The organism is Vibrio sp. Y176 (genome assembly GCF_033438945.1).
Map to the genome: position 1 here is coordinate 1 of NZ_JAWOQS010000018.1, position 19,215 is coordinate 19,215.

General features: G+C 45.9%; 17 protein-coding genes, 1 tRNA gene and 1 riboswitch. Of the genes, 12 read left to right on the forward strand and 6 right to left on the reverse strand.

Annotated elements, in window-relative coordinates:
* The first annotated feature begins 134 nt into the window (after positions 1–134).
* From R7O13_RS22620 to thiH, 9 genes are all read left to right on the forward strand, one after another.
* Positions 135–211: transfer RNA gene (locus R7O13_RS22620), tRNA-Trp, on the forward strand.
* Positions 212–455: 244 nt separating this feature from the next.
* Positions 456–1,835 carry a multicopper oxidase family protein gene (locus tag R7O13_RS22625; protein WP_318304743.1) on the forward strand — a complete coding sequence of 460 codons (1,380 nt, stop codon included), beginning with the start codon at positions 456–458 and terminating at the stop codon, positions 1,833–1,835.
* A 123-nt stretch (positions 1,836–1,958) separates the two neighbouring features.
* Complete coding sequence (crcB, locus tag R7O13_RS22630; RefSeq protein WP_005378811.1) at positions 1,959–2,342, forward strand: fluoride efflux transporter CrcB; 384 nt, start codon at positions 1,959–1,961, stop codon at positions 2,340–2,342.
* A 60-nt stretch (positions 2,343–2,402) separates the two neighbouring features.
* Positions 2,403–2,501: riboswitch (TPP riboswitch) on the forward strand.
* Between the two features lie 163 nt (positions 2,502–2,664).
* The gene (thiC, locus tag R7O13_RS22635) at positions 2,665–4,605 is read left to right on the forward strand and encodes a phosphomethylpyrimidine synthase ThiC (protein WP_318304745.1); all 1,941 of its coding nucleotides are present in this window, start codon (positions 2,665–2,667) and stop codon (positions 4,603–4,605) included.
* A complete protein-coding gene (locus R7O13_RS22640) occupies positions 4,605–6,020 on the forward strand; it encodes a thiamine phosphate synthase (RefSeq protein ID WP_318304747.1) in 1,416 nt (471 codons plus the stop codon). The genes thiC and R7O13_RS22640 overlap by 1 nt, the downstream gene beginning before the upstream one ends.
* Positions 6,007–6,780 (forward strand): HesA/MoeB/ThiF family protein, encoded by a 774-nt coding sequence (locus R7O13_RS22645; protein ID WP_017633516.1) that lies wholly within the window; start codon positions 6,007–6,009, stop codon positions 6,778–6,780. Before R7O13_RS22640 ends, R7O13_RS22645 begins: the two co-directional genes overlap by 14 nt.
* Positions 6,781–6,818: 38 nt before the next feature.
* Positions 6,819–7,073 (forward strand): sulfur carrier protein ThiS, encoded by a 255-nt coding sequence (gene thiS, locus R7O13_RS22650; RefSeq protein ID WP_005378804.1) that lies wholly within the window; start codon positions 6,819–6,821, stop codon positions 7,071–7,073.
* 5 nt (positions 7,074–7,078) lie between these two features.
* Complete coding sequence (locus R7O13_RS22655; protein WP_017633515.1) at positions 7,079–7,846, forward strand: thiazole synthase; 768 nt, start codon at positions 7,079–7,081, stop codon at positions 7,844–7,846.
* A gap of 34 nt (positions 7,847–7,880) precedes the next feature.
* Positions 7,881–8,993 (forward strand): 2-iminoacetate synthase ThiH, encoded by a 1,113-nt coding sequence (thiH, locus tag R7O13_RS22660; RefSeq protein WP_213961384.1) that lies wholly within the window; start codon positions 7,881–7,883, stop codon positions 8,991–8,993.
* Between the two features lie 122 nt (positions 8,994–9,115).
* On the opposite strand, the gene R7O13_RS22665 is transcribed toward thiH, so the two are convergent.
* Together R7O13_RS22665 and R7O13_RS22670 are read right to left on the reverse strand one after the other, a co-directional pair.
* On the reverse strand, positions 9,116–10,906 hold the full coding sequence (locus R7O13_RS22665) for an aminopeptidase P family protein (protein ID WP_238844155.1): 1,791 nt from the start codon (positions 10,904–10,906) through the stop codon (positions 9,116–9,118).
* A gap of 203 nt (positions 10,907–11,109) precedes the next feature.
* The gene (locus R7O13_RS22670) at positions 11,110–12,051 is read right to left on the reverse strand and encodes a LysR family transcriptional regulator (protein ID WP_005378791.1); all 942 of its coding nucleotides are present in this window, start codon (positions 12,049–12,051) and stop codon (positions 11,110–11,112) included.
* A gap of 107 nt (positions 12,052–12,158) precedes the next feature.
* On the opposite strand from R7O13_RS22670, the gene R7O13_RS22675 reads away from it, so the two are divergent.
* Both R7O13_RS22675 and R7O13_RS22680 read left to right on the forward strand, forming a co-directional pair.
* Positions 12,159–13,352 (forward strand): multidrug effflux MFS transporter, encoded by a 1,194-nt coding sequence (locus R7O13_RS22675; protein WP_005382927.1) that lies wholly within the window; start codon positions 12,159–12,161, stop codon positions 13,350–13,352.
* A 91-nt stretch (positions 13,353–13,443) separates the two neighbouring features.
* On the forward strand, positions 13,444–13,725 hold the full coding sequence (locus tag R7O13_RS22680) for a hypothetical protein (RefSeq protein WP_005378786.1): 282 nt from the start codon (positions 13,444–13,446) through the stop codon (positions 13,723–13,725).
* A 31-nt stretch (positions 13,726–13,756) separates the two neighbouring features.
* On the opposite strand, the gene R7O13_RS22685 is transcribed toward R7O13_RS22680, so the two are convergent.
* The 4 genes from R7O13_RS22685 to R7O13_RS22700 form a co-directional block, all read right to left on the reverse strand.
* On the reverse strand, positions 13,757–14,212 hold the full coding sequence (locus R7O13_RS22685) for a DoxX family protein (protein WP_017633511.1): 456 nt from the start codon (positions 14,210–14,212) through the stop codon (positions 13,757–13,759).
* Between the two features lie 10 nt (positions 14,213–14,222).
* On the reverse strand, positions 14,223–14,981 hold the full coding sequence (locus R7O13_RS22690) for a DNA-binding domain-containing protein (protein ID WP_318304749.1): 759 nt from the start codon (positions 14,979–14,981) through the stop codon (positions 14,223–14,225).
* A complete protein-coding gene (locus tag R7O13_RS22695; protein WP_318304750.1) occupies positions 14,978–15,850 on the reverse strand; it encodes a DUF692 domain-containing protein in 873 nt (290 codons plus the stop codon). Before R7O13_RS22695 ends, R7O13_RS22690 begins: the two co-directional genes overlap by 4 nt.
* Positions 15,851–15,949: 99 nt before the next feature.
* On the reverse strand, positions 15,950–16,210 hold the full coding sequence (locus R7O13_RS22700) for a DUF2282 domain-containing protein (RefSeq protein ID WP_005378779.1): 261 nt from the start codon (positions 16,208–16,210) through the stop codon (positions 15,950–15,952).
* Between the two features lie 281 nt (positions 16,211–16,491).
* Between R7O13_RS22700 and uvrD the strand changes: the two genes are divergently transcribed.
* A complete protein-coding gene (gene uvrD, locus R7O13_RS22705; protein WP_005378778.1) occupies positions 16,492–18,666 on the forward strand; it encodes a DNA helicase II in 2,175 nt (724 codons plus the stop codon).
* Positions 18,667–19,215: the final 549 nt, after the last annotated feature.

Consider the following 19,215-nt stretch of genomic DNA (forward strand, 5'->3'; position numbering starts at 1 on the left):
TGGTAGTTCAGTTGGTTAGAATACCGGCCTGTCACGCCGGGGGTCGCGGGTTCGAGTCCCGTCCACTCCGCCACTTAATATCGACAACCTCGCTTATGCGAGGTTTTGTCAAATCTAGAATATGAAAATTCTATAGGGGTGTAGCTCCAATTGGCAGAGCAGCGGATTCCAAATCCGCGTGTTGGGAGTTCGAATCTCTCCACCCCTGCCACATATCAGGCTCTGACTTAGGTCAGAGCCTTTTTTGTATCTGGTTTCTTCTCATTATTACAGCTTATTTCGACTCTTATCCCGTAAGTATGGCTTTCTGCTGTACTTTGGCAGCATTTAATCTACTGAACGAACGAAACTACTGTTAGCTGTAATGATCAGTGGCCCGAAATTTTAATAATAAAGGGGAATCACTATTTATATTTAGTTACACTCAACCGTTCTGGATTAATGAGTAACTATGTATGGATATATCTCGTCGCCGCTTTCTTCAATCATCCTTAGCAATCTCCGCACTTACCGTTCTACCCGCATGTTCTCTATCTCGGAGTACTAATAAGGGGCAAAATATATACGATATCACTGCAGAGCCTTCTACTGCAGAATTGGTCCCAGGGTTTAACACAGACGTACTCGCGTTTAATGGTTCGATTCCAGCACCTACGATTCGCTGTCGCCAAGGTGAGAAAGTTATTATCCGATTCACCAACAAGCTTTCAGAGCCAACTACAATTCACTGGCATGGTCTGAGAATCCCTATTGAAATGGATGGTGTACCTTTCTTAAGCCATCCGCCTATCATGCCGGGTGAAACATTCGTTTATGAATTTACACCGCCAGATGCAGGCACGTTTTGGTATCACCCCCACATGAATAGCGTTAAGCAACTTGGTATGGGCTTAGTTGGGCTAATTATCGTTGAAGAGGCTGAGCCTGTTCTATTTGATGAAGAACAGGAAATAGTTCTAAAGCATTGGCATTTAGACAAACAAGGTCAGTGGAAGAACCTTATGGTACCGCGCTTGAGCGCTCGTATGGGGACTCCCGGAGAGTGGAGTAGCGTCAATGGTGTGCATGAACCTGTTTATACGCTGAAGCAGAATGCTACCACGCGATTAAGAATTGCTAATGTCGATAACACCATTACTTACCCGATCGCTATTGAAGGTGCAGAGGCTTGGGTTATTGCTATTGATGGTAACCCTGTTAAAACGCCTTATAAGCTCACTCAGCATAAAATTGGTCCAGGAATGAGGTTAGATGTCGGATTGATTGCTCCAAAGGCTGGAAAACGTGTTTATGTGCGTCAAATGAAAGGACGCTTCCCATTCCCTTTGTGCGAGTTTGACGTTGTTGAGTCTGACCTGTCGAACAACCAGAAACTGCCTTTATTACCTCTCAACCCTGTGCCAGCTCTCGATTTGAAAAATGCAGAGCAAATCGATTATGTGTTTGAGTGGGAGGGGGCGATCACTCCTGCTGATCAATCGGGCAAAGCGATCCCCCAATTCTGGCTGATGAACAAACGGGCTTGGGAGGGAATGAGCAAAGATAATATTCCAGCGCCGCTTTCAACATTGGAGATTGGAAAAACCTATATCTTCAACCTAAAGAACGTCACCCAATATCATCATCCTATTCATCTTCATGGACACACATTTACGGTTCTTGAGTTAGATGGCAAAAAACTCGACGAACCGTTTCATACCGATACGGTCTTACTTGGAAAAAACGGCAGTGCGAAAGCGGCATTTGTTGCAGATAACCCAGGGCGTTGGATGTACCATTGTCATGTAATTGAACATATGAAGACGGGTTTGATGGGATACATTGAAGTAAAGTGACTCCTGTAACTTTTAAAATCTTGATAAGTTTTAAGCGCTATACTTTGCTGAATTCTAAGATTGTATAATCACTATTGCCGTAAATTTGATTACAATGTCGCCATTAACTTTTCTGGGGGAATTATGGGACAACTATCCGTTTTGGGTTTTATTGCATTGGGTGGTGCATTTGGTGCATGTTCTCGTTACTTAATTTCTGAACTTTGTGTCATTTTATTGGGGCGTGGTTTTCCATATGGTACGTTAACCGTTAACGTTGTTGGCTCATTTATGATGGGCTTATTGATAGCAGCTTTCGATAATGAACTTTTGGCAACGGAACCTTGGCGACAAGTGATTGGCTTGGGTTTTTTAGGGGCACTAACGACGTTTTCCACCTTCTCGATGGATAATGTGTTGCTTATGCAGCAGGGCGCTTTCTTTAAGATGGGGTTGAACGTATTGTTGAATGTAGTGTTAAGTATTTCAGCGGCGTGGATAGGCTTTCAATTATTGATGCGCAGCTAGCAAAGTAGTTAAAAATTGAACAGGTCGGCTTGGTTTCACCAAGCCGTTTTTATATACTGACATCACTTGTCGGAGTGCCATAAGGCTGAGACCGTTAATTCGGGATCCGTTGAACCTGATCAGATTAGAATCTGCGAAGGGAACAAGAGAAGATATTCACACCGGAGTTCTTTCTGGTTGACCTATCAAAAGTCGAATGTTGTTACAGGCAAATATCGTAAGCTTTAACTAGCCTTAATTTGACTCCTCTTGTCGCATCTATCCGCCAAGCATTTTTATCCAATTACTTTTTATCTAGTATAACAAAGCAAGGAAAAATGCTATGTCGAGTCGCAAACAAGCGAGACTGGAAGCAAAACAGTTCATTGATACACTCTCGGTACAACCGTACCCCAATTCAAGCAAAGTCTACGTAGAAGGTTCACGTCCAGATATTCGTGTGCCAATGCGTGAAATATCACTCGCTGATAGCCTTATTGGAGGCACAAAAGAAGCGCCTATTTTCGAACCTAATGAGCCAGTACGCGTTTACGATACCTCGGGTGTATACACAGATCCAGAGCACACCATAGACCTCTATAGCGGCTTACCTAAGCTGAGAGAAGGGTGGATTGAAGAGCGTGCCGATACTGAGCTACTTGATGAAGTAAGCTCGGTGTACACCAAAGAACGCTTAGAAGACGAAACACTAGACGATCTTCGTTACGGTAATCTACCACGTATTCGACGTGCCAAAGATGGCCATTGTGTGACCCAATTGCACTATGCTCGCAAAGGTATTATTACCCCAGAAATGGAATATATCGCGCTGCGTGAAAACATGGGGCGTGCCAAGTATCGCGATGAAGTGCTGAATCAACAGCATCCGGGTCAAAGCTTTGGTGCGAACCTACCAAAGGACATTACTGCAGAGTTTGTGCGTAAAGAAGTCGCCGAAGGTCGCGCTATTATCCCTTCTAATATCAACCACCCAGAATCCGAACCAATGATCATTGGACGTAACTTTTTGGTCAAAGTGAACGCCAACATCGGTAACTCATCGGTCACTTCTTCGATTGAAGAAGAAGTAGAGAAACTAGTGTGGGCGACGCGCTGGGGTGGCGATACCGTTATGGATCTCTCTACTGGACGCAATATTCACGAAACTCGCGAGTGGATTCTACGTAACAGTCCGGTTCCGATCGGTACCGTGCCAATGTACCAAGCGCTTGAGAAAGTGAACGGTGTTGCGGAAAACCTTAACTGGGAAGTGATGCGCGATACCCTGATTGAGCAAGCAGAGCAGGGCGTTGACTACTTTACTATCCATGCCGGTTTACTACTTCGTTATGTGCCAATGACTGCAAAACGCGTTACTGGCATCGTCTCTCGTGGTGGTTCTATCATCGCGAAATGGTGTTTAGCGCATCACCAAGAAAGCTTCTTATATACCCACTTCCGAGAGATCTGTGAAATCTGTGCTAAGTATGATGTCGCACTTTCTCTCGGTGATGGTCTGCGTCCTGGCTCGGTGGCCGATGCTAACGACGAAGCGCAATTTGCAGAGCTTCGTACCCTTGGTGAGTTAACCAAGATTGCGTGGGAATACGACGTACAAGTAATTATCGAAGGTCCTGGCCATGTTCCAATGCATATGATCAAAGAGAACATGGAAGAGCAGCTGGAGCACTGCCATGAAGCACCATTCTACACGCTTGGCCCACTGACGACAGACGTCGCTCCTGGTTACGACCATATTACTTCAGGCATCGGCGCTGCCATGATTGGTTGGTATGGCTGTGCGATGCTTTGCTACGTCACTCCTAAAGAGCATCTTGGCTTACCAAACAAAGAAGATGTGAAAGTAGGCATGATCACTTATAAGCTTGCTGCGCACGCCGCTGATTTAGCGAAAGGGCACCCAGGTGCTCAAGTTCGTGATAATGCGCTTTCTAAAGCTCGCTTCGAGTTCCGCTGGGAAGATCAATTCAACTTGTCACTCGACCCAGATACCGCGCGCACTTTCCATGATGAAACCTTACCTCAAGAGTCCGGCAAAGTTGCTCACTTCTGTTCGATGTGCGGACCAAAGTTCTGCTCGATGAAGATTTCGCAAGAGGTACGAGAGTACGCGAAAGACACTGAGCAAGTTGCTGCGGACCAAGCTATCTCGATTAAAATGCTAGATGATCCTCTTGAAGGGATGCGTCAGAAATCGCAAGAATTTAGAGAGTCAGGTTCCGAGCTATACCACCCAGCAGCACATGCCGAGGTAAGTGACTAATGAGCAAAATCCTTATTCCGTCATCGTTGATTGAACTGACAGGTTTAGTTCAGCAATGTTTGTTGTTGGCGAAAGAACAGGGTTTTAGCATAGAAGACATTGAGTTGGGTGTGAGCCCAACTCAATGTCTTCAGCTTGTTCGCGACCAACAGACCACACGCATAACGACAGATCTTATTAATGGTTATGACTCTGAGAATGAGAGTTCATTTGTGCTCTATTACCGCTCTGCTTTATCGGTAGAAGCGTGTGCTAAGCAACCGTCGAAAGCGATTTATATTGGCATTGCTGATACGCATGTATCCGATGAAAAGGAGAAAGTGCTTCAGCTTGATATCTGGCGTCACCCAATTAACAACGAAGTGAGAGCGCTTTCCGTTAAGTCCAAACTCAACGCAATGTTCGATCCTGAACATCACCTTGCTTGGATAGTAACGCTGACAGTACTCGATTTTCCTATCGAAGATGCGTTAACACTTGCTCGAGGAATGCTAACTCAACAAGCGAATGTTTCACGTGAAACACTGTTGAATGGCAACCTTAACGAGGGAAGATCTACTCAGTGGGCTGACCAATTTGATGATTTCCCCACACCTGTACTGGAGGATAACCGACTAGGTATTCAAGTTGGTTGGTCTGCACAAGGTGAGAGCGTTAGCTTTCCAACTCTAACTAAGCAAAGTCTAGGGCTCTATCCAGTCGTTGATGATGTTGCTTGGATTGAGCGTCTACTGCCACTAGGCATCAACACTATTCAACTGCGAATAAAGAACCCACAACAAGCCGATTTAGAACAACAGATCATTCGAGCAATTGAGCTAGGTCGTCAGTATCAAGCACAAGTGTTCATCAATGACTATTGGCAGTTGGCAATCAAGCATGGCGCTTATGGTGTTCACCTAGGACAAGAAGACATAGAAGAATCGAATTTGGCTCAGCTAACTAAAGCCGGCATTTGTCTTGGTCTTTCTACTCATGGTTATTATGAGCTACTGCGCATCGTACAAATTCATCCTAGTTACATCGCGCTAGGGCATATTTTCCCAACCACCACAAAACAGATGCCATCGAAACCACAAGGTTTGGTGCGCTTGTCTCTTTATCAAAAGCTGATTGATAGCATTCCTTACGGAAACACAGAGTTGGTTTTCCGTCCCGCAAAAGACAAAGCAGGTAGTGACTATGTGCTTGGCTTTCCGACGGTCGCGATTGGTGGCATTGACCAATCTAATGCTGACCAAGTTTGGCAAACAGGTGTTTCTAGCTTAGCAGTAGTGCGTGCTATTACGTTGGCAGAATCACCTCAATCGGTCATCGAGTTCTTCGCACAACTGATGAAGGAAAGACAGCTAACGTTCACTGATCAGAATAGTGAGTTGGCGGATACCAAGAGAGGCGAGCATGCTCACGGATAAGCAGTTCCTTCGCTATCAGCGCCAAGTCGCTCTGCCTGAAATTGCCGAAATTGGGCAAGAGCGTTTGAGTAAATCGCATGTGCTGATCATCGGTTGTGGTGGGTTAGGAAGTGCTGCGAGTTTGTACTTGGCATCAGCGGGTGTTGGTAAATTGGTTGTGGTTGATGATGATGAAGTTGATAGCAGTAACCTACAACGTCAGATCATTTATCGTGAACAAGACCTCCAAGTTGCGAAAACAAAAGCGACTGTAAAGCAACTTACTGAACTTAATTCTATGGTTCAAATTCGTGCCCTCAATAAGCGATTAGACAAAGCACAGCTTCAGCTTGAGGTGATGCTAGCGGATGTGGTGCTCGACTGCACCGATAACATGCCAACGCGTCAGCTAATTAACCAAGTTTGTTTCGAGCAAAATACGCCGCTCATCTCGGCGGCGGCAATTGGTTGGCAAGGGCAATTCGCTGTCTTTGATTACCAAACACCAAGTGAACAAGAAGCGCAGAGTAAAGCGTGTTACCGCTGTTTGTATCCGTTCGACGAATTACCGCAAACGCAAAAGTGCAGTGAGAGCGGTGTCGTCGGTCCGGTGGTCGGCACACTTGGTAACTACCAAGCGATAGCAGCAATTCAAAAACTGGCGACGGGAAAGTTTCATGTCGAGACTGCCAAGTTGCATCTGTTTGATGGGTTGAAACTGCAATGGCAAACCATGGCGATAAGCAAAGATAAACAGTGCCAAGTGTGTGCTCAGATTTAGCTTGTGAGTAATGGGCAGAATTAAGAGAGTTGGAAGCAATGACGTTATCAGAACAACAAACAACACAAATGACCGCTGCTGACTTAGATGTGATCACTATTGTCATCAATGACCAGTCACATCAAGTTGCCAGTGAGTCAAATCTACAGCAAATCATTAGTCAATTTGCGCTGCCTGAAATGGGCTGTGTTTTTGCAATTAATAACAATGTTGTGCCGCGCAGTGAGTGGGCTAGCACAGTTCTTTCACAGGGAGATAGCATCTCTTTGTTTCAAGCGATCGCAGGGGGTTAAAGTCGATGCTTAAAATTGGTGATAAACAATTCGAATCAAGACTGTTCACGGGAACAGGGAAGTTTGCCAACAGCCGATTAATGGCAGAAGCGATTCAAGTGTCGGGATCTCAACTTGCGACCATGGCGTTGAAGCGTGTGGATGTGAACGACCAACAAGACGATATTTTGTTGCCGTTAGTACAAGCGGGTGTGAACTTATTGCCAAACACATCAGGAGCAAAGAATGCTAAAGATGCTGTGTTTGCTGCACAACTGGCGCGAGAAGCGTTGGGTACTAACTGGCTAAAACTGGAAATTCATCCAGACCCGAAGTACTTGATGCCCGATCCAATTGAGACACTTGCAGCCGCTGAACAGCTGGTTCGTGAAGGCTTCATTGTCCTTCCTTACTGTCATGCTGACCCGGTTCTGTGTAAACGATTGGAAGAGGTTGGCTGCGCTGCTGTCATGCCATTGGGTGCTCCGATTGGTTCCAACAAAGGGATAGTTTCTCACGATTTCCTAGAGATCATCATCGACCAAGCTAATGTTCCTGTCATTGTTGATGCGGGTATTGGTGCTCCTTCACATGCCGCGCGTGCGATGGAAATGGGCGCGGATGCCGTGCTAGTTAATACCGCGATTGCGACTTCGAGCGATCCCGTTGCGATGGCGAAAGCATTTAAGTTGGCGGTAGAGTCGGGGCGTATGGCTTATGAAGCCGGACTTGCAGGTAAGGTTTCTCATGCGGTTGCGTCGAGTCCACTGACGTCATTCCTAGATGAGCTTTAGTCCTAGATTGGTTTAGCTATTAAGCGAGGAAAACATGAGCTTCGTTGAACAATTTAAGCAGCTGAATTGGGATGACATTTCGATGTCTATCTATGCGAAAACGGCAAAAGACGTCGAGCGAGCATTGAATAAACCCAAGCGTGATTTGGAAGACTTTAAAGCGCTAATTTCACCAGCGGCTGAAGCGTACTTAGAGCAAATGGCGCAGCTGTCATATTCGGCAACTCGTAAGCGCTTTGGTAATACCATGTCGCTTTACATTCCATTGTACCTTTCTAACTTGTGTGCCAATGCTTGTACTTATTGTGGCTTCTCGATGGAGAATAGAATCAAGCGTCGTACCTTGAATCGGGACGAAGTGGTTGCAGAGGTCGAAGCAATCAAGCGCATGAAGTTTGATAGCGTATTGCTGGTGACTGGCGAACACGAAACCAAAGTGGGCATGAAATACTTCCGCGAAATGGTGCCGATGATTAAGAAGCGCTTTAACTATTTAGCGATGGAAGTACAGCCACTTGATCAAGACGAATACGCTGAGCTCAAGACATTGGGTTTGGATGCGGTGATGGTCTATCAAGAAACGTATCACCCTTCGACTTACGCCGAGCACCATTTGCGTGGCAATAAGATGGATTTTGAATACCGATTGGATACACCCGATCGTCTTGCAAAGGCGGGCATCGATAAGATCGGTATTGGTGCTTTAATAGGGTTGGAAGAGTGGCGAACAGATTGTTTTTATGTGGCAGCGCACTTGGACTATCTTGAGCGCACATATTGGCAGACTCGTTACTCAATTTCTTTCCCACGTTTACGTCCTTGTAAGGGCGCGCTCCAACCCAAATCAGTCATGACGGATAAACAGCTTGTGCAGTTGATCTGCGCTTATCGCTTGTTGAATCCAGAAGTGGAGTTGTCATTATCGACTCGTGAATCACCAAAGTTCAGAGACAATGCATTACCGTTAGGTATCACCAGTATGTCTGCTGCATCTAAAACTCAGCCGGGTGGTTATGCGATGGATGATGTTGAACTCGAGCAGTTTGAGATCAGTGATGAGCGAAGTGCTGGTTCTGTGGAAGATATGATTCGAGCCAAAGGCTTTGATCCTGTATGGCGAGATTGGCACTCGGCGTATTCTGGTTAATCAGCAAATAAAGACACTGGTCATCGTTATGTTTCACGTGAAACATAAGTAAAGAAAAGAGGGTTGATGCAAAACATCAACCCTCTACTTTTTTCTAGCTTCTAGCTTCTAGCTTCTAGCTTCTAGCTGTGTGCTATTGGTAGCGTTGCTTGACGAAGCCACTCTTTCACATCACCTTCAACAAGTGGGCTGATCTCATCCCATACTTTCTGATGGTAATCATTCAGCCAAGCAAGTTCTGGACGAGTTAGCATATCAACGTTGATATTGCGCTTGTCGATTGGACAGCGCGTTAGCGACTCAAATGACAGAACAGGGAAGTCACCGTTAGTTGGGGTTTCAACAACAAGCTCTAGGTTCTCAATACGGATACCAAACGCATCTGCACGGTAGTAACCTGGCTCGTTGGATAGCACCATGCCTTCTGTTAGAGGCACGTCGACTTGCTTCTTCGAAATGCTCGCTGGACCTTCATGAACACTTAGGAAGTGACCAACACCGTGACCAGTACCGTGATCGTAATCGTAGCCTTCCGCCCACAGGTGCTGACGAGCTAGCGTATCGATTTGGTAACCACGTGTGCCTTTCGGGAAACGTGCACGTGCAACACCGATGTGACCTTTTAGCGCAAGAGTGAATTGTTTAATCATCTCTTGTGAAGGCTGACCGATCGCAATTGTACGCGTGATGTCTGTAGTGCCATCTAGGTACTGACCGCCTGAATCCACTAGGTAAAGTGTGTTCAGTTCTAGCTTGCCAGGTTCAGGTTGGTTTTCGTGGTTGTAGTGACACATTGCCGCGTTGCCGCCCGCAGCTGAAATGGTATCGAAGCTAAGATCCATAAGTGTCGGGTCTTCGCTACGGAACGCTTCCAGTTTGTCTGCCAGCGTCGCTTCATCATGCAGGTTACCAGCAACGACTTCAGCATCTAACCAAGATAGAAACTTGCTCATCGCCACGCCATCACGGATATGACATGCTTTCATACCTGCGATTTCAACGGCGTTCTTCGCCGCTTTTGGCATTAGGCATGGATCAGCTTTACTCACCACAGATGCGCCAGCATTTTGTAGAACCAATTTAAACCATGCGTTACTTGTTGCAGGGTCAACCAGTACATTCTTGCCAGTTAGGTTTTCTAGTCGTGCTTGCAATGCTTCTGGGTGATGAACCGTCACGCCGGCACCAACATGAGCGTCAAACTCAGCAGGTAGGCGAGCAGGATCTAGGAAGTATTCCACGCTTGAGTCTGAGTGCAGAATCGCGTGAGAAAGCAGAACTGGTAGACGTGAGACATCTAGACCACGAACGTTGAGCAACCAACAGATAGAATCAAGTGCTGTGATCACTGCGCTGTCTGCACCGGCTTTTTTCACGAGCTCTGCGATTTCTTGGCGTTTGCTTTCACTTGATTGTCCAACTGTTTCTGTTGCCATTAGGCGAACATCAGAAACCACAGGAGCAGGGCGGTCGTGCCACAGTTCATCAATTGGGTTGCTATCGAGAATCTTAAGCTCAAGGGTACCTGCAAGTTTTGCTTGTGCCATGTCTAGCCAAGCAGAGTTGTGCATGCGAGGGTCGATTGCCACAGACGCGCCATTTGCAAGATGGTCTTTAATCCAATCTAGTGCAGGCTCTTCAATCAAGTGACGGTATTCGAATAGATCAGCAGGAACCTGCTTTGTTACTTGTACTGTGTAGCGACCATCAACAAAGATAGCGGCTTTGTCTTTGGTGATTACCGCAGCACCAGCAGAACCAGTAAAGCCAGTTAGCCAATGTAAACGCTCGTTGTGCGCTGGTACGTATTCGCCCAAGTACTCGTCTTCATGTGGGACAAGTAGGGCATCAATATTATGTTGTGCTAGCCATTCGCGAATTGCATTCACGCGGCTTTGGGTATCGTTGTGCATCTGTGTTATTCCTTCAAATTACCGCTCCTTCATGCTCAGGTGTGGGAGCTGTTTCCATCTGCTTCATGCAGTTTACGATTCCATTGAGGTTCGCAATCACTTCAATAGAGTCGGAGTACAACTAGGCCATAGATGAGCCAAAAAGGACTACGACAGTTAAGCTACTCATTTTAGCCGCTAAGCGCAAATTGAGCGCGGTGTTTTTATCTAAGGTGATCGGTTTTTTGTGTGATCATCGTACGTAGCCAGCCTAATGCAGGGTCGTTTTCTCTATCTCGGTGCCAGAATAAAGTGTAAGCCATAGGTGGGAATTCTAACGGTAGTGGCAGCACGACCAAATCAAGCTGTTTGGCCGCAAGTTGCACAAAATGACTTGGCGCAGTAAAGATAAAGTCGGTGTATGAACATAAACTTGCGGCACTGTTAAAGTCGGGCACGGTGACGGCAATATCGCGGTCGGCGCCAATATCTGCAAGGCGATAATCTAGCAACCAACGGTCGTTGCCATCACAACGTACTTGTACATGGCGTAGGGCGAGATAGGCTTCCAGATTCCAAGGTTGTTTTAGCGCAGGGTGGTTTTTGCGAATGATGCACATTTGGTAATCACGATAAATTTCCAACTCGCAAATGTCATCGGGTGGTTGAAGAGTCAGCTTGGCATCGTTTATATCGATATCTTTTCCAGTTAAGCCTAAATCCAGTTCGCCGCGTTGAAGCATTTTAAATGTATTATCCGACCACGGGTGTGTGCTAATTGTCACGCCAGGTGCTTGTTGAAAAATCGCCGGTAAGAAATGGGGTAGAATGAGAGGATAGACACTCTCTACCGCTGCTATTTGAAAACGGTATTCACTGCTTTGCGGAGAAAACTCTTCGGGTTGAGTCAGCACTTCTAACTGATTTATCAACAGATCCAGTTTCGGTTTAAGAAACAATGCGCGCGGCGTAGGTGTTAATCCATGTGAGTTTCGAGTGAAAAGCGGGTCATCAAATTGAATGCGCAGTTTAGCCAGTGATTTACTTACGGCGGATTGGCTTAAGCACAATCGGTGGGCCGCACGAGTAACGTTTAACTCTTCAATCAGCACTTTAAAGCAGACCAATAGATTTAAATCGATACGAGCCAGTTTTTCGACGTTCACAGTGAATTTCCTCTGAGGAATAATGCTCATGATTATACATCATTTCCATTCATATCATCAGATGATTAAGCTTTACCCAAAGTTCTTTATCCAATTCGGAGTGTTGTGTGTCTAGCCAGTTTTCTAATAGTAAAAAACAGATGGCGTTATTGACCCTTTTGGTTCTTTTCAGTCCTTTAGCGATTGATATTTATCTACCTGCTTTACCTCTTATTGCTTCCACTTTTCAGGTCGATAATGCGCTAGCACAAGACACGATCACTTGGTTCTTATTTGCTATGGGTGTTGGTCAGCTATTCGCAGGTCCCCTAGCAGATAAACTCGGACGTCGAACTGTTGCATTGGGCGGTATCACCATTTACGCGATGAGCGCTTTATTGGCGTGGAGTGCTCAAAATATTGAGTGGATGTTGGTTTCCCGACTGCTACAAGGCTTAGGTGCGTGTGCGACATCGGTAGCAGCCTTTGCAACAGTTCGCGATATCTTTGGCCCGGAAAAAAGCGGCAAAATGATCAGCTACCTTAACGGTGCGATTTGTTTCATTCCGGCTTTAGCTCCAATTCTAGGTAGCTGGTTAACTCAGCAATTTGACTGGCGTGCTAACTTTAGCTTTATGGCTGGTTTTGCTGTGGTGTCTGGATCATTGATGTTTTTCATGATGAAAGAGACTAACCCGTCAACAGAAAAGCAAGCCGTGTTTAAGCTTAGTCGGTATTGGGCAGTGCTTAGCACACCATCTTTTGTTTTCCATGCGTCATTATGCTTGATGGCGATGGCGGTTATTCTTGCTTACGTTACCTCAGCACCGTCGGTATTGATGACGGGGATGGGGCTGTCGATGAATGAATTCACTTTCTGGTTTGGTGTAAATGCGGTGATAAACATTGCGGCATGTATGCTGGCGCCTAAGTTTATGGAGCGCGTTGGAACTCACAACACCTTGGTCACCGGGATCTCAACTCTGGGTCTCGCTGGTGTGATCATGCTAGTGATGAATGGTCAGAATACCGCGCTTTCTTTCATGCTACCTATCTTCATGTCTTCTGTAGGTTTTGCATTCATTCTGGGTGCAGCGGCAGGGAAAGCGTTAGAACCGTTTGGTGATAAGGCGGGCACGGCAGCTGCACTGCTTGGATTGTTCCAAATGAGTGGCTCTGGTTTGTTGGTGGGTACGCTGCAACGCTTATCTCTGGATCCGCAAACCTTGATTGCAATTCATATGTGGGTCCTATTACCTGCGTTGGTCGTTCTGTTTACAAAAGCAGGGAAGAACTGGCACTCGAGCTTTGCGAAAGCGTAAATCAGTGTAATTTAGTATTTTCCAATGTAAGTAAGGCGTGTATATTTGTCACTCAGACTTTTCCTGACACCATAACGGAACTCAAAAAGTAATGTCGTTAACCACGTATGAAATGGCTCGTATTCTAGAGCAAATGGAAGATTCACCAGAAAAGGTGATGTTTGGCAAGTTGCTTAATGAGCTGGGTAATCAAAGCTCCGAGCGTATTCGTAGTGCGGCTAAACAAGTACCTCTGCCAATTTTGCGTGATATCGTGTACCAATTTCAGCAAGTGATTGAGTCACGCAAAGATGAACAAGTCGAGCAGATGGCAAAAGACCTCGCTCAGCAAGGTATCTCAGCAGAAGAGCTACTGGCTTACTTGAATAAATAATAAAAAATCCCCGCATGATGCGGGTATTTTTTTAGCTCTTCATTTTCTTTTTCAGGATGTGGTCCAAAGACAGCGGTCCTGGCCCCCATACGATTACGATAAGAATCATCAATCCCCATAGTTGGTGGTCATAAAAACCTTTCTCCCACAACAGTGGGTAAGAGATCACTGCGATGATGTTGAACACAAACAGCATTGCTGCCATCGGGCGGGTAATCAATCCCAGTGCCAAGAACATCGGTAGAACCAACTCCGCAGCCGTACCTAAATAAGCCGCCAATTCCCATGGCAAGATTGGCACTTGGTATTCCAGCTCAAATAAGTACAGCGTGCTATCCCAAGATGAGATTTTGATTAGTCCTGAATTGAAGAACACCCAAGCAACCCAAAAGCGACAAAAGAGAAGTAGTAAAGGGACAAAGGCTGCTTGTAAGGTACTGATTAAATCGTCGTACCGATTCACTAAGTTTTTAACCGTATCCGTCATAGAGTGCTCCTTAGATTGATTGCAATGTAAAGCCGTCAACAATATCGAGTGCCATGATGCGATTGAGATGAGCGAGTAAAACTTCAGGTATTTCGCTCAAACTCAGCTTCTGCTCTAAGCATTGCAGCAGTTGGAACACATCAGCATCGAGTGCGTGACACAAGGCTTCTCCATTGGCTTGAATCGATATGACACCTTGCTGTAATTGGTTGATATTAAGTTGTTCGAATTGCCCAGTTTGAATCGCGCTAAATAGATCGAATACTGCGTAGTTGGAGTCAAAGCTGCGGCAGCCCTTTTTAAGGTGTAAGACTAAAGCGGGTTGTTGCTCTTCACTCACTTCGCCAAGTAACGCAAGCGGTTTTAATTCTGCTGCATTGGACTGTTCATACTGTGCTTGACGAGCTAGGTCGATATGCCACTCGAAGCGTGCGACTTCAGGGCTGTAAGGTGCTTGTGCGATCACCTGACTAAACTGCATGATGGTGTCTTGAAAGCCTTCGCCATAATGCACCACATTTCCTTCTTCTAATGGGTAAGAAAGAACATGCTGGCGAGCTATCTGTTCAAAGCATTCTTCACCAAGCAGCGCTTCAACCATCGGGTAGGTCGCGGACAACACTTCGCTTAAGCTGACGATAAAGTTATTGCGGTAAATTTGTATGCGTTCATCAGCGGTAAACTCATCACTGGCAATATCGCAGTCTTCACCGAGCGCTTGATAGTGCAGGGCTTTAGCAAACTGGCTTTGTAAGGTGGCTAGATTCATGATGCCTTCCTTGGTTCGCTTTGTTCACTTGGAAGTGTGCCTTGCAACAGCAGTTGTGATGCTTTCTGCGCTTCTTCGAGCAAGACTTCTGGCGCGGGGATATCCAAATCCCATTCAATCAACGTATGACGTGGACCGTGTTTTTTTGTCCACTGTGAAAACAACTGCCAAACTTCATCGCTAACCGGGCGGCTATGGGTATCAATCCATATCTCACCTTTGTCGAGTTGTTTGATGGTAAAACCTGCCAAGTGAATCTCATCCACTTTGTCGGCTGGAATCGCATCTAGGTATGTGTCGCAATCAAAACCGTGGTTGAACGCCGAAACATAAACATTGTTTAAATCGAGCAATAAACGACAGTCAGTGCGCTTTTGCACTTCGGTAAGAAACTCCCATTCGCTGATGGTCGAATGTTGAAACTTCACATAACTAGATGGGTTCTCTATCAAGATCTCGCGTTGCAAATATTCCTGCACTTCATTCACGTTACGAGTGAACACGTTGAGCGCTTCTTCCGTATACGGAAGTGGAAGCAGGTCATTAAAGTAGTGACCGCCGTTTTTACTCCAACTTAAATGGTCAGAAACAAGGATTGGGTCGATTGAGTCAATCAGTGCTTTAAGTTGCGCAAGATGCTTTTGACTAACACGTTCCACCGAACCTAGCGACAAACCAATACCGTGGCAGCTAATTTGATATTGCTCGCGAAGCGTTTGTAGCTGATGGCGCTCTGTTGCATTGGGTTGGAAATAGTTTTCACTGTGGATTTCTAACCAAGACAACTCGGGTTGGTTTTGGCTAAAGTAATCGAGGTGAGGGGTTCTTAATCCAACTCCAACAAGGTCGTGGAAGGTGTGGTGTTTCACGTGAAACTCCTTTTCAAATCGTGCGGGAAGAGAAGGATGCGTCTTGGCTTTGCGTTGGTTGAGCGTCAACGCATCCTCACAATAGCTAGCGATAAAAGATTATGAAGAAGAAGTGCTACCGCCAGCGAGTTTGTCACAAAGACCTTTTGGTACGACTACGAATGCGTCTTTTTGGTTATCTTCTTTAGAAGTACCAGCGCATGAGCTGCTTTTTGTTGCACAGTCGTTTTTACCTGCTTTAGAAACGCCATAGCACTTTTCTTTTTCAGCAGCGACAGCTGGAGCTGCAGTTAGCATTGTGCCACCAAGAGCTAGAAGACCAGTAACAGCAGCAGTAACAGCTAGATTCGACTTTTTCATAATAAATTCCTCTGAATGATTTCCTTTACTTTAAGTTGGCAAGATGAATCGCCTGTTTTGGCGTTTTTGTTATCAACTTGCTTAACTTAAAAGATAGGAAACTGGCTAAAAAACTTTCAGAAAAATTTCTGAAGTAAATGGGTTTGTAGGGTCAAATAGGTATAACTAATTGATGTGTTGGGCAAAAAAACATCGATTTTTTTATCAAGTTTTGTCTAAACAGCACCCGGTTGTTTAGGTTATAATCGGTTTTTATGTATAAATAACCAGTAGCTCTCATCATGATGGATCCATCTCTATTACTCGACGGTTTGAACGATAAACAGCGTGAAGCCGTTGCAGCACCTCTAGAAAACTTGCTCGTTCTTGCTGGCGCAGGAAGTGGTAAGACACGCGTTCTTGTTCACCGTATCGCTTGGCTGATGTCGGTCGAGCAAGCTTCTCCGTTCTCAATTATGTCGGTAACCTTTACCAATAAGGCGGCGGCAGAGATGCGTGGACGTATCGAAGAGCTAATGATGGGCAGTGCAGGCGGTATGTGGAATGGTACTTTCCACGGCATTTGTCACCGTATTCTGCGTGCACACTATCTTGATGCCAAGCTACCGGAAGATTTCCAAATCATTGACAGTGACGACCAGCAGCGTCTGCTAAAGCGTTTGATCAAAGCGCAAAACCTCGATGAGAAGCAATGGCCTGCACGCCAAGTGGCATGGTGGATTAACGGTAAGAAAGACGAAGGTCTGCGTCCGTCGCACATTGATGCGTACCATGATCCAGTAACCAAGACATATCTGCAGTTGTACACCGCTTACCAAGAAGCGTGTGATCGTGCTGGTTTAGTCGATTTTGCGGAAATCTTGCTGCGCGCACATGAGCTACTGCGTGATAACAAGTTCGTTCGTGAACACTACCAAGCACGCTTTAAGCACATCTTGGTGGATGAGTTCCAAGATACCAACAACATTCAATATGCTTGGCTACGTATGATGGCGGGTCCTGAGTGTCACGTGATGATCGTAGGTGATGACGACCAGTCGATTTATGGCTGGCGTGGTGCAAAAGTCGAGAACATTGAGAAGTTTACACTCGAATTCCCAAGCGTAAATACCATTCGTCTTGAGCAAAACTACCGTTCCACTAAGACCATTCTGGAAGCATCTAACACCCTGATTGCGAATAACACCGAGCGTATGGGTAAAGAGTTGTGGACGGATGGCGTGGTCGGTGAGCCTATCTCGGTTTACAGCGCTTACAACGAATTAGATGAAGCCCGTTTTGCGGTGAACAAAATCAAAGAGTGGCAAGACAAGGGCGGTGCTCTGAATGACGCTGCGATGCTTTACCGTAACAACGCCCAGTCGCGTGTTCTGGAAGAAGCGTTAATTCAAGCCGGTCTGCCTTACCGTATCTACGGCGGCATGCGATTCTTCGAACGTCAGGAAATCAAAGATGCCTTGAGCTACATGCGTCTGATTGCCAACCGTAACGATGATGCGGCGTTTGAACGTGTGGTGAATACGCCAACGCGTGGTTTGGGCGATAAGACGCTTGAAACCATCCGCTTTGCGGCTCGTGATCGTGGTTGCACCATGTGGGAAGCGAGTGTGGCAATGTTGGACGAGAAGGTGCTTGCTGGTCGCGCTGCTGGTGCTCTGAGCCGTTTTATCGAGCTTGTCACCGCGCTAGAAGACGACACCTTAGAGATGCCGCTGCATCACCAAACTGACCATGTGATTAAATACTCGGGCTTGTTCGCGATGTACGAGCAAGAGAAGGGTGAAAAGTCTAAGGCACGTATTGAGAACTTGGAGGAATTGGTGACCGCAACTCGCCAATTCGAGAAACCAGAAGAAGCCGAAGACATGTCACTGCTGACGGCATTCCTAACCCACGCAGCACTAGAAGCGGGCGAAGGACAAGCGGACGAATTTGAAGATGCGGTTCAGCTCATGACATTACACAGTGCGAAAGGTCTAGAGTTCCCATTGGTGTTTATGGTCGGTGTGGAAGAAGGCATGTTCCCAAGCCAAATGTCGGCAGAAGAAGCAGGGCGCTTAGAAGAAGAACGCCGTCTGTGTTACGTAGGCATGACCCGTGCAATGCAGAAACTGTACATCACTTATGCTGAAATGCGTCGTTTGTACGGTCAGGATAAATACCATAAACCGTCTCGCTTTATCCGTGAACTGCCAGAAACTTGTTTAGATGAAGTACGAATGAAGGCGCAAGTTAGCCGTCCTTCAAGCAGTGGTCGATTTAGCCAAACTGTTGTGAAAGAGAGCTTTAATGAAACCGGCTTTACGCTAGGTTCTCGTGTGATGCATCCAAAGTTTGGTGAAGGCACCATCATCAACTTCGAAGGCAGTGGTCCACAAAGCCGTGTACAGATTGCCTTTAACGGTGAAGGCATCAAATGGTTGGTAACTGCTTACGCACGACTAGAGAAACTGTAAGGCTTGACCAAAACTCATACCAATCGTAGTAAATAACTGGTCATTCTAGCTTGTTAAAATACTCGATAACTGCGTTGCAATTTTTGATTGTAGAAAAACTACTTATCGAAAAATTGCGCCTTGTTCTCAAGCATTTTCCCTACGCTATTTCTGATCACTTATTTACTGTGATTGGTATCATCAACTTAAGAGCTGCTTCGGCGGCTCTTTTTGTTTGTGCAGTTTTGGTGTCGCTAACGTAGGAAAAAATGGAATGATAAATGGATTTCGAAAGCGCGATTTAACTATACCGTTTGAAGTGAAAGGTGGGCGTTGTGGGTGAATGTCTGCTTTCAGAAGAGCTGCTAAGAAAAACTTTAGGCAAAGAAAAACCCCGAGGGCTTGCGCCCATCGGGGTTATAGTCTTACTCGCAGCAATCCGGCTACTAAGAGTGCTCCATGCATCTAATCCATGATAGTGTGCTGAATCCGTCAGCTTAATCCTTACGTCGCCTTCCTAGCGGTGTCCTTAATGACCTTATCCTGGTCTGCTAACTATCCTCGTTAGCT